The following is a 25,412-nucleotide window of genomic DNA, read 5'->3' as shown; positions in this document are numbered from 1 at the left end:
TCAGGCGCTCGCAACGTCAAGGTTGATGGGCAGGTATTCCTGGGTGGTGTCATCGCGCTTGTAGAAGCGGATGTAAGGCTTTGTGGAGGCGGTTTGCATGCTGTCGGCAATGGCCTGCATGGCCTGCAGCCACTTCGGGTCCTTGATGTCCAGGGCGCGCAGCCCCAGCACCCGGTCGATGTTGATCTTGCCTTCTTTGTCGGTCTGAAAGGCGTGGTTGACCAGGACCTTGATGTTGTCATTGGCACCCGTGGCCCAGACATGGACACACTCGTCGATCAGCTGCTTGGCCGACAGGATCTGCTCACCAAACACGATCTTGTCCTGCATCTGGCGCACGATCTTGTATTTGCCGTCGTAGCTGGTCAGCGACACATTGCCCTTGGTGCCACCTGTTTTGACACCATAGTTTTCGGCGCTGGTGGAGACGTAGGCAGCTACATCGGCCATGGCGTTGAGCTTGAAGGTGCCCAGGGAGCGCGATTCGGCCTCGGCCTTGGCGCACAGCTCATACACGAGCTGGTCGCGCAGCTGGTCAATCTGCTTGATGCGCGACACCGGCACCAGGTTGCCTTTGGGGTCCTGCCAGTAGCCAGGTGTGGTGCTCTGGCTGCTGGCTTGGGTGGTGGTTTCAGTCATGGGAAAGTCCTTTTCGGGTGGGTAAGTCAGCAGGCGAAGCCACGGCTTGGGCGGCTCAGAAAATCGAGGGCACCAGGGCGCAACGGCGGTGTGCGACTGGGCAGCACGCTGGCGGGCAGGCGGCTCAGGTTGATGAAGAAAGGCAGCGGCGCGGGTGTGGCACTGGCTCGGGTGTCTGGCTTTTTGCTTTTGACTGCCTTCTGGGCCCGCGCCACACCGGCAGCGCTGGCCGCTGGGTTTCCCGCATAGGGGCCGATGCCAAACGTCCGTTCGCAGCCACGACCCCAGGAAATGAGCTGCTCTGTGGATACCAGGTATTCAAGCTTTTTGTTGAAGCGGGCGCGGCAGGTGTCCTCGTTGTCACCGCCATCTTTGAACTTTTTGAACAGCTCGGCATAGTCGGCGCGGCCGCGTTCTTCCACGTAGTTCAGAACAGCCAGGTTGATGTCAGACTGGTTGCGGACCTTGGGGATCATGGTTTGGCTCCTATGGTTGAGCGTTTGAGCTGGGCAGTACGTTCCCGCAAATCAGCGGGCATGGGTGTGGCCTGGCGGTCGTGGGCGTCTTTGGCGACCAATTTGGGGTCACGGTCGCCATACACCTGGGCCAGGCCTTGGCCGATGCTCATGGCCTGGCCGCGCACAGTGACGGTGTCTTGGCGCACTGGCGTGCGGCGCTCAGCCTCACGCTGCTGCTCGGCAGTGGCCTCCACCTTGTCAGCCAGGCTGACCAGGATGGTGTAGAGGTATGCGTGGTTTTTCATCGGCAGATCCAGCTTTCCCGCATCACGGGACAGCAGCATCTGGTCGATGCCCTGGGCCCATGTGGCCAGCGGTACCCGCCATTCGCGGCCACGGTGGGTGATGGCCTGGCGCTCCAGGTCGGGCAGCAGCTGCAGGATGATGCGCACCTGCTTGCGCTGGGTGAGCGTGGTCTTGGGCGGGGTGAACAGGCGCACGTACTGCAGCAGCCGGGCGCCGATCGGCAGGCCCACGGCGATCAGGCGGGCCACTGCAGCGCGGTTGTCAGCATCAACGAACAGATGGTCCAACCCCAGCTCGGTACCACACACGGGGCAACTGAGGTCTGTCATGCGAAGCGCTCCACCAGATAACCTGCCGCCAGGCCCAGCACTGCCAGCACACACGCCAGCTTGAGTGTCTCAGCCAGGCTGAGCGGGAACCACTCGTCCACATCCACAAAGGCCTGAGTGGGCTGGGCGCCTTCGATCACACCAGGTGCGAAGGTGTACCGGCGGTCCACCTGGCGGCGATCAGCCACCGGCTGCAGGCCAGGAACGACAACCTCGCACTCAAAGCTGTCGCAATCTGGGCAGTCATTGGGGCCCAGACCCTGGCAAACGCCAAGTTCTTGGCAACGGCTGTTTTTGATATTCATGGCAGTCTCCTGGCGCTGATGCGCTTGGCGTTGGGGAAGGTTTCCAAGGCGTCGATGGCGGCGGAAAAACCATCGGAGTAGATGCACAGGTAGCGCAGCTGCACACCGTCTGCCTGGGTAATGGTCATGGTGTAGTTGCGCATGGCTTAGCACCCGGCGATCACTTGGGCGTCCACCTGTGGCCAGTGGTTGGCCGCTGCGGCGTTCATGGCGCGGCACACCAGGTTATTGACCACGAGCGGGTAACACAGGCTGCGCACATCTCCAGGGCGACTACCACGCGGGCGGTAGATCAGGCGGGCACGGATGGCATCAAACGCATCGGGCGAAAACACGTCAGCCAGCTTGAGGTTGAAGCGGGCAAACTTGTGCTGCAGATAGGCCTCCAGCTCGCTGTCCAGTGGCTCCAGTTCGATGATTTCGCAACGCTGGGCAACTTCACGCACTTCGGCGTTTTGGCCGCTGAGGCGATCGCGCAGCTCGGGCTGACCGATCAGCGCCACGCCCAGCAGGCGCTTCATGCCGTCCTTGAGCTCGGCAAAGCGTTTCAAATGCTTGAGGGTGGCCACCGGCAGGCAGTGCGCCTCTTCAATGACCAGCAGGTGCCGATGGCCACTGCGGCAGCTGGCCGACAGCAAGGTGTGCAACTGGCGGAAACGGGCCTCTGCGCTCTGACGCAGCCGCACGTGTGGATCCAGTGCGGTGGCGATCGACTCGGCGATGGCCGTGCTTTTGAGCGTTTTGCCACGGAGGTCAGTCCCCTCCATCGCCAGGACGTAGGGCTTGACCAGGACGATGTCGCGGCCGTCCTTACGGAGGCGCTCCTGGAGGTCCTCGGCCAGGGTACTTTTGCCAGAACCCGACTCGCCCACGACAGCGACGAAGCCGTGGTGCTGGGCGCAATCGGTCAGCGCTGCGCGCACGTAACGCACGCTGGGTGTCTGGAAAACGTCATCGGGGCTCTGCACATCGTCAACAAAGGGGTTTGCTGTCAGCTTGAAGTGCTGACGTGTGGTGGGGTTGAGGCCTGCATTCACTAGTAACATCGGGTCTACTCCTGTGGTTTCGGTTGGTTTCGGGACTTCGGGGGCGGCCTCGTCAAGGTTCGAACTTGACGGGGCCAACTTGTTTTTTGGGGTGTAGTCATGCCAGCGCGACGGCCGCTTGGGCAGCGCTACAGGCACGGTAGGGGCGGCCCCCTCTGGTTGAGCGCTATTGGCCGGGCTAATAGGGCTTGAACCGGCATTCGCGAGGCCGAAGGTCTGATCCCACGCCGCCTGGGAGTCGGCGTCCATGGATGCATACGTGCCAGCGCGGAGTTGCTTGACCAGCGCGGTGCTGATGTGGAGCGCAGCCGATATCTCTGCTTTGATGCGCCGCTCCAGCGTCATCTGATACAAGGCCCGAATCAGTTCCGGGGTGACTTTGCGGGCGATCGTGCCGGGGTTTTGGGCGCTCACAGGGAACCTCCATTCACAACGCGCAGGCCGCCACGCACAGTCAGGCGGGCATGCAGTGCATCAATCTGGTCTTCTGGCACACCATCTGGATACTGGGTTTTGAGGGTGGACACCAGCTCGGCATTGAGCGTCATGCCCATGGACCGCAGTGCCTGGGCGGCCTCGAACTGGCTGAGAGTGCGCACCGGCACCGGCACCGGGGTGCTGGTGGTGGTGACCGCTGGCACCATGTCCGAGCCAAGCTTTGGCATGTAGGTACGCACCGGGGCGGCATCAATGACCTTGTATGGGTCGATGCGGCTACCCAGAGGAACCACACCCGCCTTGCGCTTGGCCTCGGCTTCCTCGTCGGTGGTTGCGTCGTAGGCCAGGCGCTGGACTTCTTTGCGGTTGGTGTCCAGCAGCGTGTCGGCCGGGCGGGCAAAGTCTTCACCGATGACGTTGGCACGCTCCAGGAACCCGGCTTCATCTTTGGCCAGCAGCGGGATGCTGATCAGCGTTTCATGGCCGTCTGCGTCTTTGAGCAACACTTGGGCAGCGTCGGGCACATAGGGGTTGATGGTGACCTGCAGCTTCTCGCCAATCATCACGCCTGGCACTGCGCGCACACAGTACGTGCCGGCACGGAACGACACAGTCAGGTTGTCGTTGACCTTGCGTGTTTCGACCTTTTCGCTTAGCAGCTCAAAACACGTTTCAGCCGGTGGGGCAATGCGCAGCTGCTCGGGCGCAATGGTCAACCACATGTCGTAGCGGGTGCGGCCATGGCGGGTGTGGATATTGTTGCCGTTAAACCAGCAAGCCCAGCGCTGGGCAGCGGCGTTCAGTTCATCCAGGTCACCCACCGGCTGCAGGCGCAGGCTGCTCTCAAAACTGCGCTCAATCAAGTCGCGGGCCTTTTCCACCTGGCCGGTGGCGCGGGCATTGCCTGGGCTGTGGGCATGCAGCTTGACCTGCAGTCGCCGTGCTAGGTTGCCAAACAGGCCGCTGGTGTTGGCGCTGCCCATGTCCATCATCAGATTGAATGGCACGCCGTGCAGCGGATCATTCGCGCGCTTTTGAATGGCTTTGATGAAGCTCTCAGCAAGGTTGGCGCCACTCTCTGCACCGTTCACATAGTTGACAGCCAAGGCGCCGCTGTAGTGGTCGGTCGTCTCATAGCTCCAGACCCGATCAGACTCGATACGTTTGAGGTTGGCGGGCTTGTTCTTGTAGAACTGGGTGCGCTCCATGACCTGCAAGCCGGTTTCTTTGGCGGTCTTGGCGTTCAGGTAATACAAAACGCAGATGCTGGCGTCGATCTGCCAGACGTGGTTGGGGTGCAGGCTCTTGAGCTCAACAGCTGGCGTGGGGCGGTTGAGTTGGTCGGGGTGCACGCCATAGCTGCGCAGCGCTCGGGCTATGGCGCTGTCGCTCAGCCGGGTGAGCTCGGCAGTCTCGACATCCAGGGCAAATGGCTTGATCTCGCCATTGGCCAGCAAGATGTCGACCGCCTGGCCAATGCTCATCAGTCGTTTGCCGGTTTTGCGGGCGCTGGTCATCAGCAGCGCGCTGATGGTGCAGGCGTCGTCGCGGCTGAGTTGCACGTCGCCTGCGTCGCTGCGTTGTTTGCGGGTGGGTTTCACGGTAACTTGTTCCAGGTAACGGTGGACGGTGGGCAGGCTGATACCAAGCTCACTGGCAGCGGCTTGGTAGAGCGGCGTCTTTTGCCCGCGTGGCACGCTGGCAACGGCTTGCGCCAGCTGCACCAGGCGCGGCACGATGGCAGGGTTGATGGCCATGACAGTGGCCTTATTGACCTGTTGCAGCGGTTGCGGGTGCGGCCCACTGCGCTACCTCGGCGGCCAGCTCTTGGTCGCGGGCGTTGCTGATGTCGGGCAGGTTGAACTCGTCGCGCAGCGCGGCCAGCTGAGCCTGGATGGGGCCCACCAGGCCAGCCATGAACAGGCCCTGGTCGGCCTCGGTGTGGTCCTTGATCTTGAGGAAGACTTGGCGCAGCTGGCCCTGGATGCAGCCCATGGCGTCGCTCATGAAGGCGGTGGCTTCCTTTTGCAGCTCAATCAGCACCTGGTCAGGTGTGGCCTTGGCCACATGGCGGCTGAGTTTGTCGAGCTGCTTGTTTTTAGTTTCGAGAAGCCTGTCGGTGGCTTCTTTCTCCAGCTTGGCTTCACGCACGGCCTTGCGGAGTTCTTTGACCGACATGGTGGCCACATCGTCCAGTGCCAATTCGCCGGTTTGGCCGGTGAGTTCGAGTTCTTCGAGCTGCTCGTCATCTAGGACGATCATTTCAAACAGCTTGGACTGATTGCCGATCGCCTTCAAAGTTGCCGACGTCGGCAACTTTGAGAACTTGGTGGCCGATTGCATGAAGCGCGCAGCCACGTGCGGATCTATACCAAGCACATCCAGCCGGGCCATAAAGCTTCCATGGGCGCAAGCTTCCTTCAGCACACGCAAGCCCTTGCCAACTTCCAGGCAGGCCTCGACGCTACGGCGCATGTTGGCGCTGATGTCGCGCTGGATCAGATCGGGGTCGGTGCAGTCGGCGGGCAGCTGGTAGCCCAGCTGCAGGGCGGCGGCACGCACGGCGCTGTCTTGTTGGGCCGTGGCCAGGGCCAGGCTGTTCAGGGCCTGCTTGTCTTGCGCCAGGAGCGTCTCATTCATGGGCACGTCAATGACCTCTGCGGCCGGGGTAGGTTTTTTAGCCATGGTGGCGGTCTTTCAATAGTTGGGTTTCAAAGGGGTACGTGGTAGCGGGTGCTGACCTCGTCGAGCTTGCGTTTGGCATTGCTGAGCTGGGTGGTGACAGACATCGCGATGCGGACAAAGGGCACGCCCAGGCGCCAGCGATTGGTGCCGTCGACACGCTCCACAAAGCCGGTTGCGTCGGCGATGGCGGGCAGGTTGACGCTGACCCATGGGGCGCCCACATCCAGCGCCTTGGCAATCTCGCCAGGGGCCAGGCCCAGCAACTCATGACCGGCCAGCAGGCGAAACAGCGCCAGGGTTTTGAGGGTGTGGCTTGGCAGAGATGTTGGCTTGGGGGTATCAGAGGACATGACCAGCCTCCTGGCGTTTGGCTTGCTGGGCAGCGCGCACCAGGCGCAGCAGCTCGGCCTGCAAGATGCGGGTCAGATGGTCGGCAACCATGTCAGCCAGGCGGCCGGATGGGATCCCCAGTGCACCATAGCGGGTGCCGATGATGAAGCCATGGACCTTCATGTCTGGCACCTGTTTATCCAGCGCGTGGCTGATGTCTTGTTCATTCAACATGGTTAAAACTCCAATTCGGGGGTGGCGAACTTCGACACGTTGGCCTGGTGGTAAGCGACTTGTTCCAGGTGCAGGCGCAGGGCATCAAGGGTCTCAGCGGTGTTTGCGCCCGTGGTGGTGTAGAAGTTGGTAAGCAGCTGCAGGGCTTTGGCAAAGCCGGTGTTCAGCTCCACCATGTCGGTCTGCACGGCCCGGCGGCCGGTGGGCATCTCCACCAGCAGCTTGTGGTCACTGGCGGCCAGCCAGCGGGTGACCAGGTCAATGCCGCAGGCATGTTGATAGGCAGGCACCAGCACCGTGGGCATACGGCCATTGGCGATCCACTTGTAAAGCGCCCAGTGATCTTCCAGCCCCATGCGCTCGGCAATGCGCTCGACGCTGAGGTTGTGGCGCTCCAGCGCATGCTGCTTGCAGCCCTGCAGGGCGTCGCGCAGCGTGTTGGGCTGGTACCGTTTCCAATTCCGCGTGCTCATTGGAAGACCCCACAAATGACGGTGTCCAAACAAATGCTCCGGCTGGTACTGGTGCGGTTGGCAGGCTGAGCGCAAAGTTCAGCCATCACCACCAACCAGGAGCAAACCATGGCGACTACTGCAGACTCTGACGACTTGACCGGCCGGATCAACGGCATTGGGCAAGCGCTGCTGCGGCTTACGGCTGAGCTTGAAATGAAGGGGCTCATTGATGGCCCCCGGGTGTCTGCAGCATGGCTGCGGGCAGCTGCGCCGTTTGGAGGCCCAAGTGCGGCTCATCGCAGCACAACAAAGGTGCTGCAGCAGCTGGCTGATCTGCTGGACGAGGCTCGCCAATCACGACTGGATCAAGGCCAAAGCCCTGCTCATCAACAACTGGTAGTTCAAGCACCTGGGCCACTGCTATGTTGATAGCGCGGGCCTCATCTGGCGTCATGTTGCGCGGCGTCATAGAAATTGAACTCATGGCTGGGTTAAAGTGGCATTCACGTATGTGAACTAGTCGGCAACTGATCGACGTTCGGGTATTTGCCAGGCCACAGGGTGGCCACGGCAATGCCGGTGACCTCGCTGATGCGTTTGGCAACCCGCTCACTGGTGCCACGACCGGCAATGACGTGCGCCACGCAGGTATGGGTAACGTCCAAGCTGCGGGCCACATTGGTGGGCGTTGTGCCCTTCATGCGGATCTGCGCCTTGATAAGTTCTGGGTGCATGTTGATGGCCTTGGGTGGGGTGTTTTTGTTGCGTTTGAAAATTTGCTGTGTGAATTATAGGAAAGAAAACTTTCCTATTGCAAATACTTTTTGAGAAAGTTTTTATGTCTATTGGTGACAGGCTTCGGACAGAGCGCGAGAGCTTGGGCTTGAGTCAGCCAAAGTTCGCTGCGATTGCAGGAACCACGAAACAAACTCTTTTTTCTTGGGAAAGTGGAAAGACTGCGCCAGACGGCTTTCAACTTGCCGCCCTGGCTGTGGCTGGTGTCAATGTTGGCTACGTCCTTACGGGCGAACGTGAGGGGCCAGCGCCCGAGGTGCTGACAGCCGAAGAGCGGGTGATGCTTGACTACTTTCGCCAGGCTTCACCGCAAGTGCGCAAAGCGGCACTGGGGGCTCTGCTGTCCGCTGGTCTTCCGGCTATAGGCAATGCAATGCCAAGCACTATCACTCAGACTATTTCTGCACCCGTTTGGGGCGGCGTAGCAGGCGGCAATATTCATAAAAAGTAGTGCAATTCACGTGGGGAGCAAAAACGTTGGACAAAACAGTTATCCAAAACATCCATGCCCCGGTATACGGACATGTTGCAGCGGGCAATATCACTATCGTCGAACATCACCAACAAGAACGAGAATTGACCTGGTGGGACTTGCCTACAGATGCACTCACACAACGCTTGCGGGCAGCGCGATCTGAACGATGGCGTGCTTGGCGGCGTTATTGGTTCAATACGCCACTATTTTTGCTGTCGCTGTACATGATGGGTCTCATCACATGGGTATGGAAACAGTTACCCGTTGGTCCAGCTTTTCAGCATTCAGCTTTGACACCAACTCTATCGCCATGGTTGTTTTTGATATTGATTGGAGGGGTGGCTCTACCACTTATGTACTGGCTTCAAACAGTACGCCGGATCGAAGGCAGAGTTGCGGCACAAGCGCAAGCGGAAATTGATGTCATCGAGGTCGTGCTTCGGTGTCGAAGATAAATCCAATTACCGCGCGAGTTCACTATGTTTTCGAATGACGAGGTCACCGCACACCTGTTGCGCGAGTCCACACGATTAAAGGATGCAGGCGATATTGGAGCGGCCTTGGCATGCCTTTCTCAAGCCAAGCAGACTATGCTGGCGTCTCCTGTTTCCTATCCGATTGAAACTTGGTGCAAATACGCACGATATCTGCTGGCTGCTGGGAAAGTAGAAGAAGCCATTGCGGAACTCCAATGGCTGTTAGATGACTTGCCTCGCCGAAAACGCAAGGAGTACTTTGTTGACGACAAATCGGTAAACAGCAGCATGACAAGGAGCGCCAAGATAAAAGATGCAAATGGGTCTATGCGCCATCCCAAGAAGGTTTTAAAAGAACTTTTGATCAGATATAAGAAGATTCAAGGTGATCTCTCGCCAACCGCAAAAGAGCCGTGAGTCACCTAACCCGCCTCCGCTCACCCTCAAGCGTACAGCTACTCGCGCTCTGTCTGGCCCTGGCCAGCGCCCCAGCCTTTTCCCGCATCCCCCGATCTACCACAGCCGTCAACGACTTCAAACGGTCCAACCCATGCCCAGCGACCGGTGCCACACGTGGATCGTGCCCAGGCTGGGAAGTGGATCACGTTGTGCCCCTGTGCGCCGGGGGCCCAGACACACCTCAAAACATGCAGTGGCTCACCATCCAAGCCCACCGGCAAAAGACCAAGCGGGATGTGATGGAGTGCAGGCTGCAAAGATGATTTCTTAACTAGGGAGCGAGTGAGATGGCAAAACAGGTAACCGTCAACATTTTCGACGTCGAGTGGGATGAACGTACAACAGTACAAAAGCTTAGCGACACCTTGGATGAGTTCAAATTGCTCCCACTTGAAAAACGCTGGCGTGACGACGTTCGCTTAGAGCATATTGAGGTAGGAGAGTTTGACGGTACAAGACTATACAAATTGGACTTTGTAAAACGCCGCGATATTGGCCCTGGCCGACTAGCAAGTGGCTCTCCAATCAAAGCCATTCAAATGGCGATGGATGAGGACTTTGGCGAAGAAACCGCAGCCATCTATGTTCCGCACAAGAAATGGCTTCTCGTGTTGCATAACGTTGCAGGTGTTGGTCCGAGTCGGATGATGGCATATTGCAATGCCCTTGATCCAGGCAACGCGGATAGGCATTTCAACTATGCTGCCAACCCAAAGCTTGATCCCGCTGTAATGAAAAGGCTTAAAGGCATGACGGGTATTAGCTCGATAGACGTTACCGCCACGATGGACGCTTTTCAAGACGCTGATGCAGACAGCGGCATGGATATTGCCAGAGCTACCCGGGTTGCAAAGCCAAAGCGTATCAGCCTGCAGTTGATGGCGAATGAATCCAGAAAGAGGGGTAGTTTTCTGGAAAACGTGCGTATTAAAAAATTCATTGACGGGATGTTGCGACACGGGGAAGATGTCACCAAGCTTCAAGTCAGCGGCGAGAGTCCAGAGGCAGATGGAAAAGATTTAGTGATTGACTTGCTGCATCACAAAGTGAAGAGAAAATTCTCGGCAGATGAACTCGACGTCGTTGAACACCGCTATACCCGCAAATCTAGGCTTGGACTACTTGAGCGCTCCTATCATGGGTGGCGCAACACTCTTTAGGATGACCATGCCCACAAGGCTGCAGATTGAAAGATGGGGCCCCATGCTGTTTGGGGTTCTTTCAACGACCGCCTGGTGGTGTCTTGATGGGCAAATTAAGATTTTTTTTGCAAAGGAGTTGTTGGCTGGCTTGTTGTCTGCAGGGGCTATCGCGGCTGGGTTCTTGGCTACTGCTATTTCAATCCTGTTGCCTTTTTCCAGTACGCCAACGGGCCTTTGGATGAGGAAGAAAGGCTACCTTCCTGACTTGTTTAGGTATTTAAACAGAGCCATATATAGCTGCCTCTTTCTCACTTGCGTTTGCGTGCTGGCGTTCTTCTTATTGGATGAAGCTTCGGGTGTACCTCAATTTTTTTCGTTCGTTATCGTTTTCACCGCTTCTTACACCGCTGCATCCTTGGCAAGGATCGGAGAGGTTCTGATGAACCTTTTTGAGCGAGCCAGTGAGTCTGCCGACAAGGACGGGTAGACATTCTCGACAGATGCATGCAGCCGGTGGCGCACGCTGTCCGCCATTGGCCTGATGCATTGGCTGCCACGGGGTATAGGTCCCGCGTGTCATGTTCAGCCCTTGGCAGATTCCCGATGCCGCTTGATGTTTCGGGCCTTGCGGTACACCCGGCGGGCGTGGGCATTGGTCCAGCCATACCCAGCGCGGCGGCGTTTGGTCCCACGAAAGTAAGTACCACTGTTCCAAGGGGCGGCCGCTTTGGGCTGAGTGGGCGCTTTGTTTCGGGCAGCTGGATCGCTGGCCCTGGCTTTGGCAAAGGTGGCGCTGGTGCCTCCATCGCCCACCATTACGACGCCACCAACGCTTGCGGCCAGCATGGCCATGGCGGCAGCTGCAGATCCGAGACCGATGATTGATGTTTTGCGCATGTTGGAGCCTCGCTTTATTGGTCAGCAAGAACGTACTCAAGCATCTGCCGCACCTGGTCGGCCGAGAACAGGTTCGTTCCAGTGGGCCAGGATCTGTTTTCCTTGGCCATGAACGGGTCGAAGCCAACAAAGCAATCAGGGCAAAAGTCGTCAGGCAACTTCCACCCCAAAAACCGGCTCACTGCCCGATCAATCGGTGAGCGGCGCATCAGCTTGCTGCGCAGCGCGTAGCCCTCCAGCTCCCACAACTTGTCACGCATGGGCTTTTGCACGTTTTCCAGGGCGATCTTCTGCCCCAGCTCTGCATTGAAGTTTTCCGCCGAAACACAAGCTGAGTGACCGCTTGCCAGGTAGAAGTTGCCGTCCAGAAAGGCATGGCAAAAGGTGCTGGTTCCGTGGGATGCGTAGACGAAGACAACGTGCATCACCAGATCCTCAATCTGCGCTGGCGTGACGCGGGGAGCGGTCAGCCCCTTGGCTTGGATCTCGGCCTCAATAGTTTGGTCTGTCATGGTTGCCTCGAAGTGATTGGAGGCGTCCAGTTTCAGTGGCTGCGCTGGCCACGTAATGTGCCCTGGTTCCAATTACATAGACGCGCGCACGCGCGACAGTGGCGGCATGGAAATCACCCGCACCGCCGTTGCCGCCTTGGTCCTGTCAGCCACAGGACTGGTTTACATCGCCCAGCGCGAGGACTACAGCGAGCGCGCCTACCCTGACCCTGTGCATGGCACACGTGTGGCCACCATCGGGTATGGGTCGACCGAAGGCGTGAAGATGGGCGACACCACCACACCTGTGCGGGCGTTGGTCCGGCTGCGCACTGATGCCAGTGATGCCGAGCGGGCGCTCAAGCGCTGCTTCAGCGCCCCGATGTTCCAGCATGAATGGGATGCCTACGTGGCCCTGGCCTACAACACGGGCGTGACTGCGGTGTGCAAGAACATCGACCGCACCGGCCCAAGCACCATCGTGCGCCGATTACAGGTTTTTGATTACAGGGGGGCATGTGATGCCATCTTGCTTTACGACCGCGCCGGGCCGGTGAACAAGCCGCAAGACCGCTGCAGCCACCCAGAAAACCGCACCTGCGCCGGTGTCTGGAAAGACCGCCAGAAGCTGCGGGCCATGTGTCTTGGGGAGTCAAAACCATGAAGTCCTTTATGCGCCCCCTGTTCTGGATCCCAATGATTTTGCTGGTGTGGGCCAGCTGCAGCTTCTACCTGGGCGACCGCTACCGCAACGCCGCATGGATCAAAAAGCAGAACGACCAGCTGCAGGCCGCCACCGTTCAGCTGGGCGCCGAGCGTGACCGGGGCGACGCCCTGACCACCGCACTGCTGACCTCTCAGTCCCAAATTGATCAACTCTCCCAGGAGGCCCACCGTGGCATTAAGAACGAAACAACTGGCCGGGCTTGCCTTGGCGGCGGCGCTTTGCGGGTGCTCAACAGCGCCCCCGGTCTGCGCACCCAGCTCACGACCACCGGCAGCACTGCTGCAGCGTATGGGCCCGCTGCCGCCTCTGCAGACGACGCGGGCACCCAGGCCAGCAGTGGCGACGAGTTCGCCACAGACACCCAAATCGCAGACTGGGCCATCGACGCCGGTGCCCAGTACGAAATCTGCCGAATCCGGCTCGACAAACTGATTGATTGGCACGGTGCACCATGATTGTTGAATTCAACCTGGCCAACTTGATTTTTGTCCTGAGCGGTCTTGTAGTTGCCTTTTGGGCACTGGTGAAGGTCATTGTTTTCCAGTACGAGAAGTCGCTTGACTCACGATTCAAGACTCTTTCAACCACCATCGAAAACGCCCAGAAGACCACTTTGGATCTGGAGCGCGATTTCCTGAAGTTCCAGTCAGAAATACCCCGAACTTACTTGCGCCGCGACGACTACATGCGCGAGGCGCAGATCCTGCGCGAAGCGATCAGCGCTGAGATTGCTCCTATCCGCAACAGCGTGAACCGTATCGAAGACTTTTTGATCCAGCCAAAGTGAGATTTGCCCCATGACTATCAAAGACTTTTCTCAGCACCTGCGACAAGACCAGCGCCTGGTGCTGCTGCGCATCTTGTCTGAGATGCCGTCATACCGAGCCAACAGCTCGGTGCTGGTCGGACTCATGGAAAAGCTGGGTCACACCATGACGCGCGACCAGGTCAAGACCGAGCTGCGTTGGCTGGCTGAGCAGGGCCTGCTGGCGGTAGAAGAAGCCGGGTCGGTGCTGGTTGCCACGCTGGATGAGCGCGGCCAGGACGTGGCCGAAGGACGTGCACGCGTCGACGGTATTGCGCGGCCGAGGGCTTAATCCATGGGGCGCAAATCGAGCATCGATAAGCTGCCAAGCGAGGTACGTGCCCGGGTGCAGAAGCACTTGCGCGAGAACCGGCTGACGCTGGTGGAGCTTATTGCCGATCTACAAAAGGAGTTCCCGGACCTGTGTGCGGCGGGCGTGCTGCCCAGCGTGAGTGCGGTGCAGAGATACAGCCAGGGTGTGCGTGAGATCGTGGCAAACGAGCGCGAAATGGCTGCAGCGGCAGAAGCCCTGGTGGGAGAGCTTGGAGAGGACTTTGACGCCAAAAGCGGCGCCCTGTTGGCCCAGGCCGTGACGACGCTGGCAAACAAGCGAGCTTTTCAGGCGATTGAAGCCACCAGCAACGGCACGGTGATGGACATCAGCGATGTGCTTGACTTGGCCCGTGCGGCCAAGGTGGCTCAAGAGGCGCGCAGCCTGAACCTGAAAGAGCGGCGCAGTGTGGCTGACGAGGCACGGCGCAAGTTGCTGGAGCAACAGGAAGTCAAGCTTCAGGAAATGCGCGGCTCTGACGGTATGAGCGAGCAGATGGAAGCCCGCATTCGCCGCATTTTGCTGGGCAAGGAGTAGCTCCATGGCCACAAAACCGCCCGCACCGCTCAAGCCCATTGGCACCCCGCGCAAGATCAATCTTGGCGAGGAGATGGCGCTGGCCGGGGTTGTGGTGCCACAAGATGTGGTTGACGCCATTCCGGCGCATGAGCCTGTCTTTTTGCCCTATCAGCAACGCTGGTTTGATGATGAGTCCCAGATCATGTTCGGGGAGAAATCGCGCCGCACGGGCCTGACCTGGGCCGAGGCTGGGCGCAATGTGGTCAAGGCAGCCAAACCGCGCCGCCGCCAGGGCTGCAATACATTTTACGTGGGCAGCAAGAAGGAAATGGCGCTGGAATACATCGCCGCCTGTGCGCTGTTTGCTAAGGCTTTTAACGAGTTGGCCCAGGCCGATGTGTATGAGCAGAGCTTTTGGGATGAGGGCAAGAACGAGGAAATCTTGACCTACATGATCCGCTTCCCGAAGTCTGGGTTCAAGATCCAGGCGTTGTCCAGCAGACCGTCAAATTTGCGGGGTCTGCAGGGCGATGTGGTGATTGATGAGGCGGCATTCCACGGGGAGCTGGAAGAGTTGCTTAAGGCCGCTTTGGCTCTGACTATGTGGGGCAACAAGGTGCGTCTGATCAGCACGCACAACGGGGTTGACAACCCCTTTGCCCAGTACATCCAGGAGGCTCGTGAGGGGCGCAAGAATTACAGCGTGCACCGCATCACGCTGGACGATGCCATTGCCGACGGTCTGTACAAGCGCATTTGCTATGTGACGGGCCAGACCTGGTCACCAGAGGCCGAGAAGAAGTGGCGCGACGATTTGTACAAGAACGCGCCAAACGTCGAGTGTGCTGATGAGGAATATGGCTGTGTCCCCAGGCATGGCGGCGGTGCCTGGCTGAGCCGGGCGCTGATTGAGCTGCGCATGTCAGCCAACACGCCGGTGCTGCGCTGGGAGTGCAAACCGGGTTTTGAGGTGCTGGCAGATCAAATCCGCCACGCCGAATGTCGTGATTGGCTGGAGGCGGTCATGCTGCCTCTGCTGGAAGCGCTGCCCACCGATGTGATCAGTTTTGATGGTGAAGACTTTGGGCGGTCTGGTGACTTATCCGTCCACGTGCCACTGCTGCAGCACCAGAACCTGGTGCGTCGGGTGCCGTTCACGGTGGAGCTGCGCAATGTGCCTTTTCGCCAGCAGGAACAGATCGCGTTTTACTTGCTTGACCGACTGCCACGCTTTATGGGCGGGGCCTTTGATGCGCGTGGCAATGGTCAGTTTTTGGCTGAAGTAGCCATGCAGCGCTACGGCGCCAGTCGGATCCAGCAGGTGATGCTGTCTGAGAGCTGGTACCGCGAGCACATGCCGCCGGTGAAGGCCGCACTGGAAGATGGCACGCTGGACGATTTACCCAAAGACGCAGACACCTTGGCTGACTTGCGGGCGGTGCAGGTGATCAAGGGCGTGCCGCGCATTCCTGACGCCCGCAGCACCGGTGAAGACAAAGGCAAGCGCCACGGTGATGCCGCTGTGGCTGTCGCTCTGGCTTACTTTGCCAGCCGTGAAATCAATCTTGGTCCTGTGGTGGCGAAGTCGCGCAAGCGGCGCTCGGACCAGCGCATCGGCAGCATCAACATGAATGGCTTCTGACATGGCAACACGAAACATCCTTACTTCTCACCTGGCTACCCGAAATCGAAGTCTTGACTACAGCGGCATGGGCTTGTTGTTGCCCAATCCCGACCCGATCCTCAAGGCACAAGGCAAGGACATATCGACTTACCGCGCCATGGCCACCGATGGGCTGATTGGCAGCTGCATTGCCAGGCGTAAATCCAGTGTCCAAGCCCTGGACTACGGTCTGGACCGTGGCAAGGCCAGCAGCCGGGCAGCCAAGGGCGTCCAGGCCGTGCTGGACGATCTGCCACTGAGCACGATCATTGAGCAGATGCAGGACTGTGTGTTGTACGGCTACCAACCGATGGAGGTGGTGTGGGAACAGTCTGGCGGGTTGATCGTGCCAGGTGATGTGATCGCCAAGCCGCCAGAGTGGTTCTGTTTCGACTCGTCGAACATGCTTCGGTTCAAGTCGCGTGAACACCCCATGTTTGGCGAAGAAGATCCCGGCAAAAAGTATCTGCTTCCGCGACAGAGCCCGACCTATCAGAATCCCTATGGGCTGGCATCACTGAGCATGTGTTATTGGCCGCTGAAGTTCAAGAAGGGTGGGCTCAAATTCTGGCTGGCATTTGTCGAGAAATTTGGTAGTGCGTTCAGCATCGGAAAACTGCCGCGCAACTCCTCGGACCCTGAGCGCGACAAGTTGCTCGAAAGCCTGGAGGACCTGATTCAGAACGGTGTGGCTGTAATACCTGATGACGGCAGCGTTGAGCTCATCGAGCTGGCAGGAAAAAGTGCCAGTGGTGACCTGTATGCCCAGTTGGTGGCCGAATGTAATGCCGAGATCGCCATTGCTCTGCTTGGTCAGAACCAGACGACACAGGCCAGCGCGAACAAGGCCAGTGCGACGGCCGGGCTGGAGGTGACCAAGGATCTGCGCGATGCTGATGCCCGCATCATTGCCACGGCGATCAATCAGTTGATCAAGTGGGTGTGTGAGCTCAATTTTGGAGACGTTGCAGCACCGGTTTTCAGCTTTTGGGATCAAGCCGAGCAGGATGTCCTGCAGGCGGACCGTGACAAGAGCAACTATGAAGCTGGGGCCCGCTTCACAAACCAGTATTGGCAGCGTGCCTATGGTTACCAGGACGGTGATTTACAGCCTGAGGGTACGCCACAAGCCAAGCCTGCAGTTGCGTTTGCCGAACCAGTTACATCCTCAGACCCCCTGCAGGCCGAAGTCGATCAGCTGGCCAGCGCCGCAAAACCTGAGGTCGACAGCATGGTCGAACAGCTGCAGCAGCTGGTGGACAACGCCACCAGCACCGCAGATCTGCAGCGCAAGCTGGTGCAGGCCTACGGTGACCTGGACAACCGCGCCATGGTCAAGGTGATGGCCGCTGCGCTGGCATTGGCCGAGCTCAAGGGCATGGACAGTGCCAAAGCCGACCAGGACAACCCACCTTCAACAGGAACCACCTGATGCGCACTTCCCCAGACAACAACAGCTTTTTAACCCGCTTTTAAAGGATGCCTACCATGCTCTTCACTTCTTATTTGGCAAACAAATTGATGGACTGGTTTGTCCGCTCCCAGGCGTTCACGCCACCGGGTGCAGGCTTGTCCGTTGGGCTATTGGTCAGCACCCATGGCCCGCGCAACAACAGCGCCACGTATGCACTCAACAACACGTTCAGCGTGAAGGCATCGGACGGCAAGACGCACCTTTACAAGTGCACTACGCCGGGCAGCACCGCAGCGGCCCAAGGCACGCTCTACCCCGGGGCAGAAGGTGAGGTCATCACCGATGGCACGGCTGTTTTCACGGAGCAAACGGCTGCTGTGCGAGGTAGCCTGGCTACCGAGGCCAGCTACAGCGGCTATGCGCGGGCGAACACCCCGGCGTCCCTTGCCAATTGGGCGGGCACGCAAGGCGCTGGTTCCACCACTGTGTCAAGCGGCACTGGCGTGCCCAGGACATCAAACAACGGCGTCATCACCATCGGCACCGCACCAGCTGGGCCCACAGCGTACGTCTGGGCGACGGCGCATTTTGATGCGGTCAGCGGCGGCAACATGTTGATGGTGCACCCGCTGACGGATGTGAAGACGATCAACGCCGGGGACCCTGCGCCGAGCTTCCCCGCTGCGACGTTGTCGTTTACGCTGGATAGCTGAGGTGTCCATGATCACCGACAGCACTTACACGGAAGGCCCAGCCCAGGCTGATGGGCGCCGCTATGTCAAAGAAGTGCACACCGATGACACAGGCAAAACCTATGAGTTTGAGTGGCTGGGGTCTCAGGACGTAGCTCTGGTCCTGGCTGGCCGTGCGTCCGCGCTTACTGTGCAGATTTCGGCCCAGCGCGCTGCCGACGCACTGGTGGCAGGCACCTCGCTGCCTCTGACCAAACTCAAATGGGAGCGGCTCTTTACGGATGCTGAGTGGGCGGCAGCTCAGGTGTTCAATGACACTTTTGAGAGTCTGGACACGCTGACGGCAGAGCAAAAAATCAGGATCAAGCGCGGGCTGCGTGAATACGTGCTGGCTGATTACATCAGCAAAAGTGACCCCAGTACCATCTTCCTGGTTACGCTCTATGAGTCTTTTGGAGTGATCGGTGTCGGGCGCGCAGCGGAGATTTTGGCGTAATGGCAAATATCTTTGTTCGCAGCACCACCGGCAGTGACAGCAATGATGGCCTGAGCTGGGCCACCGCAAAGGCAACTCTCGCGGGCGCCGATGCCATCGATGCGTCCGGTGACACTATTTACATCAGCAAGGACCATGTTGAGAGCATTACCGGAAGCGTCACATATACGCTTTCGGGAGCCGCCTTTTCTTCGATCAAATTGGTGCTGTGTGTCGATGACACCGGCGACCCCGCCACCCCAACATCACTGGCAGACACGGCTCAAATCATCGCGACTGGGTCAATCACTTACAACGCAGACTATTCACTTGTGCATGGCGTCGTGTTCAAGGGGGCGGCCGGTGTTTCTTTTGGGAACTACTCTGGCAGCTTGGCAGAAGCCCGACGCTGCAAGTTCCTGTCTTCAGGTGGCACGCTCAATTTTCAGGGGCAATTCATTGAGCTGCTGGACTGCTACTACGGATCGGAGACCGCTCTCCCAACGCTGATCTACGCAAAAGCACCGCAAACGTTCATACGCGGCGGTGGCCTTATCAATCCCGGAAATGTGGCCTACACCTTGTTGGTGACCTGGTCAAACTGCAACTGCGTTATCGACACCTGCGACCTGTCGGCGCTGAAGAATGATCAGAACATTCAGACAGAGTTTTACAACCAGTCGGCAGGAACCTTGTTACTCAAGAATTGCAAGATGCCAGATGGCTGGACAGGCTCGTTGTCCAGCTTCGGGTGGGCAGGATCGCATCCCTATGCATATTCGCGGCTGCAAAACTGCGACAGCGCTGATACCAACTACAGGCTGTGGTCGCACCAGCGCGGTGGGCAGGTATTCAGTGAAACCACTGTGGTGCGCGCTGACGGGGCTTCAGATGGATCCACGCCCCTATCTTGGCGAATGCTGTCCAGCGGAAATGCTCGTAGGGTCTTTGCGGGCGTTCAGACGCCTGAAATTGTGGTTTGGAATGAAGTGGTGGGTAGCCCAGTCACGCTGACCCTGGAAATATTGACGAACGGTGTCACGCTAAAAGATTCTGATCTGTGGGCGCAGTGCGTTTACCTTGGAATGTCTGGCAGGCCGCTCGGGGTCCGAATGACCACCGAGCCGTCAATTCTGAGTTCCGGGGTGGCGTTGGCATCGAGTGCTGCAGCCTGGACCACGACAGGGATCACCACGCCGATCAAGCAGAAGGTCACTCTCACCTTCACGCCCAAAGAGAAGGGCTTTGTGAGTGCAATCATCAAGCTGGCCAGAGCGGACACCACTGTCTATGTCTGCCCCAAACTGACCCTGATCTGATATGGCTCAGTACCAAATTCCAGGCGGGCCGTATGTTATCGGGACCAGTACCCTGCAAGCGCAGATACCTGGCGGGCCGTATTGGCTGGACGTAACGACCGTTGGCGGCGGTGGTGCGATGACGCTGGCATCAGATGCAGCAGCCCGGCCCAGTAGCTCTGCATCTTTGTCGACGTCCATTTCCCTGGCGGCAAGTTCAGTGGCCACAACGGGCAACACAGCGGCATTGAGCACATCAGTGTGCCTTGCTGCAACGTCTACCGCATCTCCTTCAAGCGTATCGGCGCTGACAACCTCCATCAAGCTGACATCTCAAGCTAGCGCCAGACCGACATCAACAGCGACTTTGAGCGCACTAGGTCAAGCCTGGTCGGCATCGGGCAGTGCATCGCCTTCCAGTAGTGCGGCCCTGTTCACAGCGATCACACTTTCATCTCAGGCAAATGCCAACCCGACGTCGACGGCCACATTGAACACCCCAGGCCAAGCCTGGTCAGCCGCTGGCAACGCAGTGCCGGTCAGCTCGGCGAATCTGTCTACAGCCATCGCGCTGGCGTCGGCCAACAGTGCAGCTGCAAATCAAACGGCGAATCTGCTGACGGTGATCAGGTTGTCCAGCAGTGTGGCAGCGCAACCGTCGTCAGCATCTGCTCTATCAACTCAGTCACTATTGGCCTGCGAGTCAGCAGCCCAGACGCTGTCTGCTGCTCATCTGACCACGCAGCTTCTGCTCGCCGCCGCCGGTAAAGCGGCTCCATCGTCGTGGGTCACCCTTGGGCATGCTGCGGGGCAAGACTTCACCGGTATGCGACTGGGTGTCTCCATAAGGCCCGGGCTGGGTGCCCGAGTCAGTGGTCAGCGGGTGTCGGTGGTGACCTCGGGGCCCCGCATCGGCTGCAGGGTGACTTCTCGCTTTTAACAATCGGACCACCATGACCACTATCCACAGATTTAGGGGTGATACCCGACCCGACGAGTGCACGGTGTTTGACAAGGTAACCGGCCAGCCGGTCAACATTGATGGGTGCACATTTCTCATGACGCTGGATCAAAAGCGAAATCCAGTGGGCGACGCCACAAGGCTTTACCAGGTGGTGGGGCAAATTGTTGATGCAGCAGTCGGACGGGTGAACTTCACGCCCACCGCTGAACAGGCAAATCGTGTCGGGACGGTTTACTTCGACATCCAGATGACCGACTCAGCGGGTGTGGTCTCCACGCTGGAGCTGGACCCCTATGTTTTTACTCAGGACATCACCAAATGAGCACAACAAACCCTTTCGCCTCACGCAAGTTCATCAGGGCGGCAATTTTTATAGTCGTTTGCGTTGCTATGGCCTACGGCGTCATTTACATCAGAGAAATTATGTGGGCGCTTGGGAGGATTTCATGATTACAAACACGGCCCCTTTCGCCTCGCGCAAGTTCATCCTGGCAATGACCGTCCTGGTCATTGCGACCCTGTTGCTTGTGTTCTCTGTCATTCCGGTCATGATCTGGCGTGACATCGTTTTTGCATTGCTGACCGGGTATCTCACCTCAAATGTGGTCCAGAAAGCGGTGGCCGGGAAGTCAACCACGTCATGAGCACAGTCGCTGATCAGGCATTTGGATTTGGCACGCCTTTTCAGGCGCAGATTGACTATCTGCGCAACAAGCTGCGCCTGCCCACCGACCGCTGGGACGACATCATGCGCAGCGCGCACGATCGCGCCTTCATCGTGGCCGGGGTTGCCAAGGCTGATTTGCTGGCGGATCTGCACCAGGCGGTGGTGGAACGCGCCGTTGACGGCGCAGGCCTGCAGGCATTCCGCAAGGATTTCAAGGCGATCGTCGCAAAACATGGCTGGACCGGCTGGACTGGTGAGGGCTCGACCGAGGGCGAGGCCTGGCGCACGCGCATCATTTACCAGACCAACATGTCCACCAGCTACAGCGCTGGCCGCTGGGCCCAGATGTCGGATCCTGAGGTGCTGCGGTTCCACCCATATTGGCGCTACATCCATGCCGATGGCGTTTTACACCCTCGTCAGCAGCATCTGGCCTGGCATGGGTTCACGGCGCTGTCTACGCACCCGTTCTGGCGGACACATTGGGCGCCAAATGGCTTTGGCTGCCAGTGCCGCATCATCAGTGTGACCAAGCGCGAGGGAGAAGCCAGCGTCCGGGCTGGGCTGGGCGAGCTACCTGCAGGTTGGAATGCGATTGCCCCCCAAACCGGTGACCCTGTGGGCGTTGGCAAAGGCTTCGGCTACGCGCCAGGTGCCAGCGTCGATGTGGCGCTGCGCCAGATGGTCCAGGACAAGCTGATCTCCTACCCACCAGCCATTTCCAAGGCGCTGGCGGCAGATGTGGGCCGCTATGTCAACTCGACCGAGGCGGCCGCATCGTTTGCTGCCCGCGTGCTGGCCGATCGGAGTGTGACCGAGCCTTTGTTTGTGGGTTTTGTGGACGCGGTTGACACCGTTTCACCAGCTGCTGGAACGCCAGTGCAGGGCTACTTTGTCACCATTCCAAGTGATGCGCCGCGCCACGTTGAAGTGAGCCACGGCAACGACGGCAAAGGTCAGCGTGCCGCGATGCCCGCCGACTTTGAACAAGTGCTGTCTGTGCTCAATGATGCTGACCAGGTCAAGGCAGGCGCCAAAAGCCGCAACGGCAATGCCACCGTGGTGGCGGTCAAAAAGATCAGTGGGGAGACTTACCGGGCTGTGTTTGAAGTGCTGCCCGGCAAGAAAAACCGGGCGCTGGCCTTGCTGTCAATGGTGATCAAGACACCAAAATGAGTTGCTCTGCACCCCCGACCAAGACGTCCGAAACGATCCGCGAATTCAACGCGGGAGCCGATACAGCGCAGCGCAGGCTCAATTATAGAAACCATCGTCCTTTTTGAACAGGTGACACCATGGCCGATTTCACCATCACAGTTGACGACGCCGAGGTGCAGGCCAAGTTGTCAGCTTTCGCGGAGCGGGTCGATAACCCCCGAGCAGGCCTGACCGCGATCGGTGAAGGCATTGTCGAGCGGACCAAACGCCGCTTCGAGACAAGCAAAGGCCCAGACGGCACCCCATGGAAGCCAAACAGTGTTGTCACGTTGGCACTTTTCAGCGGCCACCTGGCGGGGCAAAAGAGCAAGGTAAAGAAGGACGGCAGCCTGAATGCAGCCGGTGAGCAGGCCCTGGCCAACAAAAAGCCTCTGATCGGTGAAAGCCGAGATTTGTCGCGCCAGCTTTATATCCAGGTCGGCGATATGACGCTGACAGTGACCAGCACACCGGTTTATGCCGCCATCCAGCAGTTTGGCGGCCAAGCTGGACGTGGCCGCAAGGTGACTATCCCGGAGCGTCCATTCCTACCGATTCACAAGGACGGCACTTTGTACCCATCCGACCAGGCCGACATCATCGACGAGCTCAATGAGTACCTGCTTGGCGACCTCGCCGTGTAACATCGGCCGCCAAATCGGCATAGAGGCTGTGTTTGATAGCTGTTTCGCGACAGGAAAGAGTTTTTCAAATCCTGACCCACAATAAACCGATATGTCCCACTAAATTTCGGATTTATCGCGCCTCTATGCCTTTGAATATCTCAACTCCCCTCACGTTGTAGCCCTTATCCCTCAAGCCCTGATAGCTATACAGAAGAGAGCAGACATGTTTCCGACCCGACTGGACTCCCCTGTGGCCTACGAGATTGCCAAGGCCATGATGGATGGTTTCAACCGCCACTACCACCTGTTTCGCAGCGAATCGGCCCGCGCCAAACAACGTTTTGAGACCGCCGACTGGGCCGGTCAGCAGCGCGCCCAGCGTGAACGCATCGAGTTCTACGACCTGCGCGTGCGCGAGTGTTTCATGCGGCTGGAGCGCGAGTTCAAGGCTGGTGAGCAGCCGATGGACATCTGGCATCAGGTCAAACTGCATTACATCGGCCTGCTGGTAGACCACCTCCAGCCCGAGCTGGCCGAGACCTTCTTCAACTCGGTCACCACCAAGATCCTGCACCGCAGTTATTTCCAGAACAGCTTCATCTTTTTCCGCCCGGTGGTCAGCACCGAGTACATCGAGAACAATGCGCCCGAGGCACAGCCCACCTACCGCGCGTATTACCCCACGCTCGACAACCTGGCCGGGGTGTTGCAGCAGATGGTGCTCGACTTTGGCCTGTGCCGCGAATTTGAAGACCTGCCGCGCGACGCCGCGTTGGTGATGGGCGTGATCCGGCCGATGTTGGATCGCGTCAAGGTGCACGCCAACTTGCAGATCCAGGTGCTCAGCAGCCTGTTCTACCGCAACAAAGGCGCCTACCTCATTGGCAAGCTGATCAATGGGTTTACCGAGCAGCCGTTTGCGCTGCCCATTTTGTACAACCAGGCGGAGACCCAGCTGCGCATCGATGCGGTGCTGCATGGCGATGACGACATGCACGTGTTGTTTGGTTTTGCCCGGGCCTACTTCATGGTCGACATGGACATCCCGAGTGCCTACGTGCAGTTTCTGCGCAGCCTGATGCCGCGTAAACCGCGCAACGAGTTGTACAACGCGCTGGGCCTGGCCAAGCAGGGCAAGACCCTGTTTTACCGCGACTTCTTGTACCACCTGCGCCACTCCACCGATTTGTTCCGCATCGCACCGGGCATCAAGGGCATGGTCATGCTGGTGTTTGACTTGCCCAGCTTTCCCTATGTGTTCAAGGTCATCAAGGACTTTTACCCGCCGCCCAAGGACACCAGCCGCGAGCAGATCAAGGGCAAGTACCTGCTGGTCAAACAACACGACCGTGTGGGGCGCATGGCCGACACGCTGGAGTACAGCGGTGTGGCTTTTCCGCGCAACCGTTTCACCGACGAGCTGATCGCCGAGATTGAGAAGCTGGCGCCCAGCCAGCTGGAGATCAGCGACCGCGATGGGGATGGCCAGCTGGAAGTCATCCTCAAACACGTCTACATCGAGCGGCGCATGATTCCGCTCAACATCTACTTGCAGGACGCTTTTGACGCCGGTGGTGCCGACCCCAACAACACCAGCCCCGCCGCCCTGAGTGCCCGCGCCCAGCTGGAGCACGGCGTCATCGAATACGGCAACGCGCTCAAGGACCTGATCGCCGCCAACATCTTTCCGGGCGACATGTTGTGGAAAAACTTTGGCATCACGCGCCACGGCAAGGTGGTGTTTTACGACTACGACGAGATCGAATACATCACCGACTGCGTCTTCCGCAAGGTGCCCAAACCGAGGTGTGAGGAAGACGAGATGTCGGGTGAGGTCTGGTACACGGTTGGCCCGCACGATGTGTTTCCCGAGACCTTTGGCCCGTTCCTGCTGGGCAACCCGGCGGTGCGCGAGGTGTTCATGAAACACCATGCCAACCTGCTGGACCCGGCGTTCTGGCAGAAAAACAAGGACCGCATCCAGCAAGGCCATATGTTTGACGTGTTCCCGTATGACCAGAGCAAACGCTTTGTGGTCAGCCCGCGCCAGTCGGAGTTGCCGGAGTCGATGTGA

The 25,412-nt window shown here is 58.7% G+C and carries 34 protein-coding genes; 20 read left to right on the top strand and 14 right to left on the bottom strand.

All coding sequences use genetic code 11. The features are described 5' to 3' along the window. From FDG13_RS04770 to FDG13_RS04720, 12 genes are all read right to left on the bottom strand, one after another. Entirely contained in the window at positions 1–639 is a 639-nt protein-coding gene (locus tag FDG13_RS04770) for a DUF3164 family protein (RefSeq protein WP_180125657.1), read from the bottom strand. 26 nt (positions 640–665) lie between these two features. Beyond that, entirely contained in the window at positions 666–1,115 is a 450-nt protein-coding gene (locus FDG13_RS04765; RefSeq protein WP_180125656.1) for a hypothetical protein, read from the bottom strand. Then, a complete protein-coding gene (locus FDG13_RS04760; protein WP_180125655.1) occupies positions 1,112–1,732 on the bottom strand; it encodes a hypothetical protein in 621 nt (206 codons plus the stop codon). Before FDG13_RS04760 ends, FDG13_RS04765 begins: the two co-directional genes overlap by 4 nt. Then, complete coding sequence (locus FDG13_RS04755) at positions 1,729–2,037, bottom strand: hypothetical protein (RefSeq protein ID WP_180125654.1); 309 nt, start codon at positions 2,035–2,037, stop codon at positions 1,729–1,731. The genes FDG13_RS04760 and FDG13_RS04755 overlap by 4 nt, the downstream gene beginning before the upstream one ends. Further along, positions 2,034–2,165 carry a hypothetical protein gene (locus FDG13_RS21000; RefSeq protein WP_255435091.1) on the bottom strand — a complete coding sequence of 44 codons (132 nt, stop codon included), beginning with the start codon at positions 2,163–2,165 and terminating at the stop codon, positions 2,034–2,036. Before FDG13_RS21000 ends, FDG13_RS04755 begins: the two co-directional genes overlap by 4 nt. An 18-nt stretch (positions 2,166–2,183) precedes the next feature. After that, positions 2,184–3,497: an AAA family ATPase gene (locus FDG13_RS04750; RefSeq protein WP_370528163.1), complete on the bottom strand. Its 1,314-nt coding sequence runs from the start codon at positions 3,495–3,497 to the stop codon at positions 2,184–2,186. After that, positions 3,494–5,278: an integrase gene (locus FDG13_RS04745; protein WP_218942615.1), complete on the bottom strand. Its 1,785-nt coding sequence runs from the start codon at positions 5,276–5,278 to the stop codon at positions 3,494–3,496. The genes FDG13_RS04750 and FDG13_RS04745 overlap by 4 nt, the downstream gene beginning before the upstream one ends. 10 nt (positions 5,279–5,288) lie before the next feature. After that, positions 5,289–6,206 (bottom strand): hypothetical protein, encoded by a 918-nt coding sequence (locus tag FDG13_RS04740; protein ID WP_180125653.1) that lies wholly within the window; start codon positions 6,204–6,206, stop codon positions 5,289–5,291. A 26-nt stretch (positions 6,207–6,232) separates the two neighbouring features. Further along, on the bottom strand, positions 6,233–6,556 hold the full coding sequence (locus tag FDG13_RS04735) for a transcriptional regulator (protein WP_180125652.1): 324 nt from the start codon (positions 6,554–6,556) through the stop codon (positions 6,233–6,235). Further along, complete coding sequence (locus tag FDG13_RS04730; protein WP_180125651.1) at positions 6,546–6,770, bottom strand: hypothetical protein; 225 nt, start codon at positions 6,768–6,770, stop codon at positions 6,546–6,548. The genes FDG13_RS04735 and FDG13_RS04730 overlap by 11 nt, the downstream gene beginning before the upstream one ends. 2 nt (positions 6,771–6,772) lie before the next feature. Next, on the bottom strand, positions 6,773–7,243 hold the full coding sequence (locus tag FDG13_RS04725; RefSeq protein ID WP_180125650.1) for a hypothetical protein: 471 nt from the start codon (positions 7,241–7,243) through the stop codon (positions 6,773–6,775). Positions 7,244–7,728: 485 nt separating this feature from the next. Further along, positions 7,729–7,959 carry a helix-turn-helix domain-containing protein gene (locus FDG13_RS04720; protein WP_180125649.1) on the bottom strand — a complete coding sequence of 77 codons (231 nt, stop codon included), beginning with the start codon at positions 7,957–7,959 and terminating at the stop codon, positions 7,729–7,731. A 104-nt stretch (positions 7,960–8,063) separates the two neighbouring features. On the opposite strand from FDG13_RS04720, the gene FDG13_RS04715 reads away from it, so the two are divergent. From FDG13_RS04715 to FDG13_RS04690, 5 genes are all read left to right on the top strand, one after another. Then, the gene (locus tag FDG13_RS04715; protein ID WP_180125648.1) at positions 8,064–8,471 is read left to right on the top strand and encodes a helix-turn-helix domain-containing protein; all 408 of its coding nucleotides are present in this window, start codon (positions 8,064–8,066) and stop codon (positions 8,469–8,471) included. A 26-nt stretch (positions 8,472–8,497) separates the two neighbouring features. Continuing rightward, a complete protein-coding gene (locus FDG13_RS04710) occupies positions 8,498–8,950 on the top strand; it encodes a hypothetical protein (protein WP_180125647.1) in 453 nt (150 codons plus the stop codon). Positions 8,951–8,974: 24 nt separating this feature from the next. Beyond that, positions 8,975–9,388 (top strand): hypothetical protein, encoded by a 414-nt coding sequence (locus tag FDG13_RS04705; RefSeq protein WP_180125646.1) that lies wholly within the window; start codon positions 8,975–8,977, stop codon positions 9,386–9,388. Between the two features lie 329 nt (positions 9,389–9,717). Next, a complete protein-coding gene (locus FDG13_RS04695) occupies positions 9,718–10,590 on the top strand; it encodes a DUF6731 family protein (protein ID WP_180125644.1) in 873 nt (290 codons plus the stop codon). A 7-nt stretch (positions 10,591–10,597) separates the two neighbouring features. Then, positions 10,598–11,059, top strand: coding sequence for a hypothetical protein (locus tag FDG13_RS04690; RefSeq protein WP_180125643.1), 462 nt, complete (start codon positions 10,598–10,600; stop codon positions 11,057–11,059). Positions 11,060–11,154: 95 nt separating this feature from the next. Here FDG13_RS04690 and FDG13_RS04685 read toward each other — a convergent pair whose 3' ends face one another. Both FDG13_RS04685 and FDG13_RS04680 read right to left on the bottom strand, forming a co-directional pair. Further along, positions 11,155–11,469, bottom strand: coding sequence for a hypothetical protein (locus tag FDG13_RS04685; RefSeq protein WP_180125642.1), 315 nt, complete (start codon positions 11,467–11,469; stop codon positions 11,155–11,157). 14 nt (positions 11,470–11,483) lie between these two features. Next, positions 11,484–11,981, bottom strand: coding sequence for a Gp49 family protein (locus FDG13_RS04680; protein WP_180125641.1), 498 nt, complete (start codon positions 11,979–11,981; stop codon positions 11,484–11,486). A 106-nt stretch (positions 11,982–12,087) separates the two neighbouring features. Between FDG13_RS04680 and FDG13_RS04675 the strand changes: the two genes are divergently transcribed. The 15 genes from FDG13_RS04675 (at position 12,088) to aceK (ending at position 25,412) form a co-directional block, all read left to right on the top strand. Further along, positions 12,088–12,624, top strand: coding sequence for a lysozyme (locus FDG13_RS04675; RefSeq protein ID WP_180125640.1), 537 nt, complete (start codon positions 12,088–12,090; stop codon positions 12,622–12,624). Next, positions 12,621–13,142, top strand: a complete 522-nt coding sequence (locus FDG13_RS04670; RefSeq protein WP_180125639.1) for a hypothetical protein — start codon at positions 12,621–12,623, stop codon at positions 13,140–13,142. Before FDG13_RS04675 ends, FDG13_RS04670 begins: the two co-directional genes overlap by 4 nt. Beyond that, on the top strand, positions 13,139–13,474 hold the full coding sequence (locus FDG13_RS04665) for a hypothetical protein (protein ID WP_180125638.1): 336 nt from the start codon (positions 13,139–13,141) through the stop codon (positions 13,472–13,474). Before FDG13_RS04670 ends, FDG13_RS04665 begins: the two co-directional genes overlap by 4 nt. Positions 13,475–13,484: 10 nt before the next feature. Beyond that, on the top strand, positions 13,485–13,784 hold the full coding sequence (locus FDG13_RS04660; RefSeq protein WP_180125637.1) for an ArsR family transcriptional regulator: 300 nt from the start codon (positions 13,485–13,487) through the stop codon (positions 13,782–13,784). 3 nt (positions 13,785–13,787) lie between these two features. Next, positions 13,788–14,360 carry a phage protein Gp27 family protein gene (locus FDG13_RS04655; RefSeq protein ID WP_180125636.1) on the top strand — a complete coding sequence of 191 codons (573 nt, stop codon included), beginning with the start codon at positions 13,788–13,790 and terminating at the stop codon, positions 14,358–14,360. Positions 14,361–14,364: 4 nt separating this feature from the next. Beyond that, positions 14,365–15,984 carry a hypothetical protein gene (locus tag FDG13_RS04650; RefSeq protein ID WP_255435090.1) on the top strand — a complete coding sequence of 540 codons (1,620 nt, stop codon included), beginning with the start codon at positions 14,365–14,367 and terminating at the stop codon, positions 15,982–15,984. Between the two features lies 1 nt (position 15,985). Further along, complete coding sequence (locus FDG13_RS04645) at positions 15,986–17,437, top strand: DUF935 domain-containing protein (RefSeq protein WP_180125635.1); 1,452 nt, start codon at positions 15,986–15,988, stop codon at positions 17,435–17,437. A gap of 56 nt (positions 17,438–17,493) precedes the next feature. Then, complete coding sequence (locus FDG13_RS04640; protein WP_180125634.1) at positions 17,494–18,132, top strand: hypothetical protein; 639 nt, start codon at positions 17,494–17,496, stop codon at positions 18,130–18,132. A 7-nt stretch (positions 18,133–18,139) separates the two neighbouring features. After that, positions 18,140–18,607: a hypothetical protein gene (locus tag FDG13_RS04635; RefSeq protein ID WP_180125633.1), complete on the top strand. Its 468-nt coding sequence runs from the start codon at positions 18,140–18,142 to the stop codon at positions 18,605–18,607. Beyond that, complete coding sequence (locus tag FDG13_RS04630; RefSeq protein WP_180125632.1) at positions 18,607–19,905, top strand: hypothetical protein; 1,299 nt, start codon at positions 18,607–18,609, stop codon at positions 19,903–19,905. Before FDG13_RS04635 ends, FDG13_RS04630 begins: the two co-directional genes overlap by 1 nt. Before the next feature lie 932 nt (positions 19,906–20,837). Continuing rightward, entirely contained in the window at positions 20,838–21,170 is a 333-nt protein-coding gene (locus FDG13_RS04625) for a hypothetical protein (protein WP_180125631.1), read from the top strand. Positions 21,171–21,294: 124 nt separating this feature from the next. Continuing rightward, complete coding sequence (locus FDG13_RS04620) at positions 21,295–21,492, top strand: hypothetical protein (protein WP_180125630.1); 198 nt, start codon at positions 21,295–21,297, stop codon at positions 21,490–21,492. Next, positions 21,489–22,691, top strand: coding sequence for a phage minor head protein (locus FDG13_RS04615; RefSeq protein ID WP_180125629.1), 1,203 nt, complete (start codon positions 21,489–21,491; stop codon positions 22,689–22,691). Before FDG13_RS04620 ends, FDG13_RS04615 begins: the two co-directional genes overlap by 4 nt. Before the next feature lie 119 nt (positions 22,692–22,810). Next, positions 22,811–23,356 (top strand): phage virion morphogenesis protein, encoded by a 546-nt coding sequence (locus FDG13_RS04610; protein ID WP_180125628.1) that lies wholly within the window; start codon positions 22,811–22,813, stop codon positions 23,354–23,356. A gap of 205 nt (positions 23,357–23,561) precedes the next feature. Further along, the gene (gene aceK / locus FDG13_RS04605) at positions 23,562–25,412 is read left to right on the top strand and encodes a bifunctional isocitrate dehydrogenase kinase/phosphatase (RefSeq protein ID WP_180125627.1); all 1,851 of its coding nucleotides are present in this window, start codon (positions 23,562–23,564) and stop codon (positions 25,410–25,412) included.

The sequence above is a fragment of the Rhodoferax sp. BLA1 genome (genome assembly GCF_013416775.1).
Classification (GTDB): Bacteria; Pseudomonadota; Gammaproteobacteria; order Burkholderiales; family Burkholderiaceae_C; genus Rhodoferax.
This window is presented reverse-complemented; position numbering and strand designations above follow the sequence as displayed.

Excerpts from the sequence above, each read along its gene's own strand:
- FDG13_RS04770 (WP_180125657.1), bottom strand. The coding sequence starts at position 639 with ATGACTGAAACCACCACCCAAGCCAGCAGCCAGAGCACCACACCTGGC.
- FDG13_RS04765 (WP_180125656.1), bottom strand. The coding sequence starts at position 1,115 with ATGATCCCCAAGGTCCGCAACCAGTCTGACATCAACCTGGCTGTTCTG.
- FDG13_RS04760 (WP_180125655.1), bottom strand. The coding sequence starts at position 1,732 with ATGACAGACCTCAGTTGCCCCGTGTGTGGTACCGAGCTGGGGTTGGAC.
- FDG13_RS04755 (WP_180125654.1), bottom strand. The coding sequence starts at position 2,037 with ATGAATATCAAAAACAGCCGTTGCCAAGAACTTGGCGTTTGCCAGGGT.
- FDG13_RS21000 (WP_255435091.1), bottom strand. The coding sequence starts at position 2,165 with ATGACCATTACCCAGGCAGACGGTGTGCAGCTGCGCTACCTGTGCATC.
- FDG13_RS04745 (WP_218942615.1), bottom strand. The coding sequence starts at position 5,278 with ATGGCCATCAACCCTGCCATCGTGCCGCGCCTGGTGCAGCTGGCGCAA.
- FDG13_RS04740 (WP_180125653.1), bottom strand. The coding sequence starts at position 6,206 with ATGGCTAAAAAACCTACCCCGGCCGCAGAGGTCATTGACGTGCCCATG.
- FDG13_RS04735 (WP_180125652.1), bottom strand. The coding sequence starts at position 6,556 with ATGTCCTCTGATACCCCCAAGCCAACATCTCTGCCAAGCCACACCCTC.
- FDG13_RS04730 (WP_180125651.1), bottom strand. The coding sequence starts at position 6,770 with ATGTTGAATGAACAAGACATCAGCCACGCGCTGGATAAACAGGTGCCA.
- FDG13_RS04725 (WP_180125650.1), bottom strand. The coding sequence starts at position 7,243 with ATGAGCACGCGGAATTGGAAACGGTACCAGCCCAACACGCTGCGCGAC.
- FDG13_RS04720 (WP_180125649.1), bottom strand. The coding sequence starts at position 7,959 with ATGCACCCAGAACTTATCAAGGCGCAGATCCGCATGAAGGGCACAACG.
- FDG13_RS04715 (WP_180125648.1), top strand. The coding sequence starts at position 8,064 with ATGTCTATTGGTGACAGGCTTCGGACAGAGCGCGAGAGCTTGGGCTTG.
- FDG13_RS04705 (WP_180125646.1), top strand. The coding sequence starts at position 8,975 with ATGTTTTCGAATGACGAGGTCACCGCACACCTGTTGCGCGAGTCCACA.
- FDG13_RS04695 (WP_180125644.1), top strand. The coding sequence starts at position 9,718 with ATGGCAAAACAGGTAACCGTCAACATTTTCGACGTCGAGTGGGATGAA.
- FDG13_RS04690 (WP_180125643.1), top strand. The coding sequence starts at position 10,598 with ATGCCCACAAGGCTGCAGATTGAAAGATGGGGCCCCATGCTGTTTGGG.
- FDG13_RS04685 (WP_180125642.1), bottom strand. The coding sequence starts at position 11,469 with ATGCGCAAAACATCAATCATCGGTCTCGGATCTGCAGCTGCCGCCATG.
- FDG13_RS04680 (WP_180125641.1), bottom strand. The coding sequence starts at position 11,981 with ATGACAGACCAAACTATTGAGGCCGAGATCCAAGCCAAGGGGCTGACC.
- FDG13_RS04675 (WP_180125640.1), top strand. The coding sequence starts at position 12,088 with ATGGAAATCACCCGCACCGCCGTTGCCGCCTTGGTCCTGTCAGCCACA.
- FDG13_RS04670 (WP_180125639.1), top strand. The coding sequence starts at position 12,621 with ATGAAGTCCTTTATGCGCCCCCTGTTCTGGATCCCAATGATTTTGCTG.
- FDG13_RS04665 (WP_180125638.1), top strand. The coding sequence starts at position 13,139 with ATGATTGTTGAATTCAACCTGGCCAACTTGATTTTTGTCCTGAGCGGT.
- FDG13_RS04660 (WP_180125637.1), top strand. The coding sequence starts at position 13,485 with ATGACTATCAAAGACTTTTCTCAGCACCTGCGACAAGACCAGCGCCTG.
- FDG13_RS04655 (WP_180125636.1), top strand. The coding sequence starts at position 13,788 with ATGGGGCGCAAATCGAGCATCGATAAGCTGCCAAGCGAGGTACGTGCC.
- FDG13_RS04650 (WP_255435090.1), top strand. The coding sequence starts at position 14,365 with ATGGCCACAAAACCGCCCGCACCGCTCAAGCCCATTGGCACCCCGCGC.
- FDG13_RS04645 (WP_180125635.1), top strand. The coding sequence starts at position 15,986 with ATGGCAACACGAAACATCCTTACTTCTCACCTGGCTACCCGAAATCGA.
- FDG13_RS04640 (WP_180125634.1), top strand. The coding sequence starts at position 17,494 with ATGCTCTTCACTTCTTATTTGGCAAACAAATTGATGGACTGGTTTGTC.
- FDG13_RS04635 (WP_180125633.1), top strand. The coding sequence starts at position 18,140 with ATGATCACCGACAGCACTTACACGGAAGGCCCAGCCCAGGCTGATGGG.
- FDG13_RS04630 (WP_180125632.1), top strand. The coding sequence starts at position 18,607 with ATGGCAAATATCTTTGTTCGCAGCACCACCGGCAGTGACAGCAATGAT.
- FDG13_RS04625 (WP_180125631.1), top strand. The coding sequence starts at position 20,838 with ATGACCACTATCCACAGATTTAGGGGTGATACCCGACCCGACGAGTGC.
- FDG13_RS04620 (WP_180125630.1), top strand. The coding sequence starts at position 21,295 with ATGATTACAAACACGGCCCCTTTCGCCTCGCGCAAGTTCATCCTGGCA.
- FDG13_RS04615 (WP_180125629.1), top strand. The coding sequence starts at position 21,489 with ATGAGCACAGTCGCTGATCAGGCATTTGGATTTGGCACGCCTTTTCAG.
- FDG13_RS04610 (WP_180125628.1), top strand. The coding sequence starts at position 22,811 with ATGGCCGATTTCACCATCACAGTTGACGACGCCGAGGTGCAGGCCAAG.
- aceK (WP_180125627.1), top strand. The coding sequence starts at position 23,562 with ATGTTTCCGACCCGACTGGACTCCCCTGTGGCCTACGAGATTGCCAAG.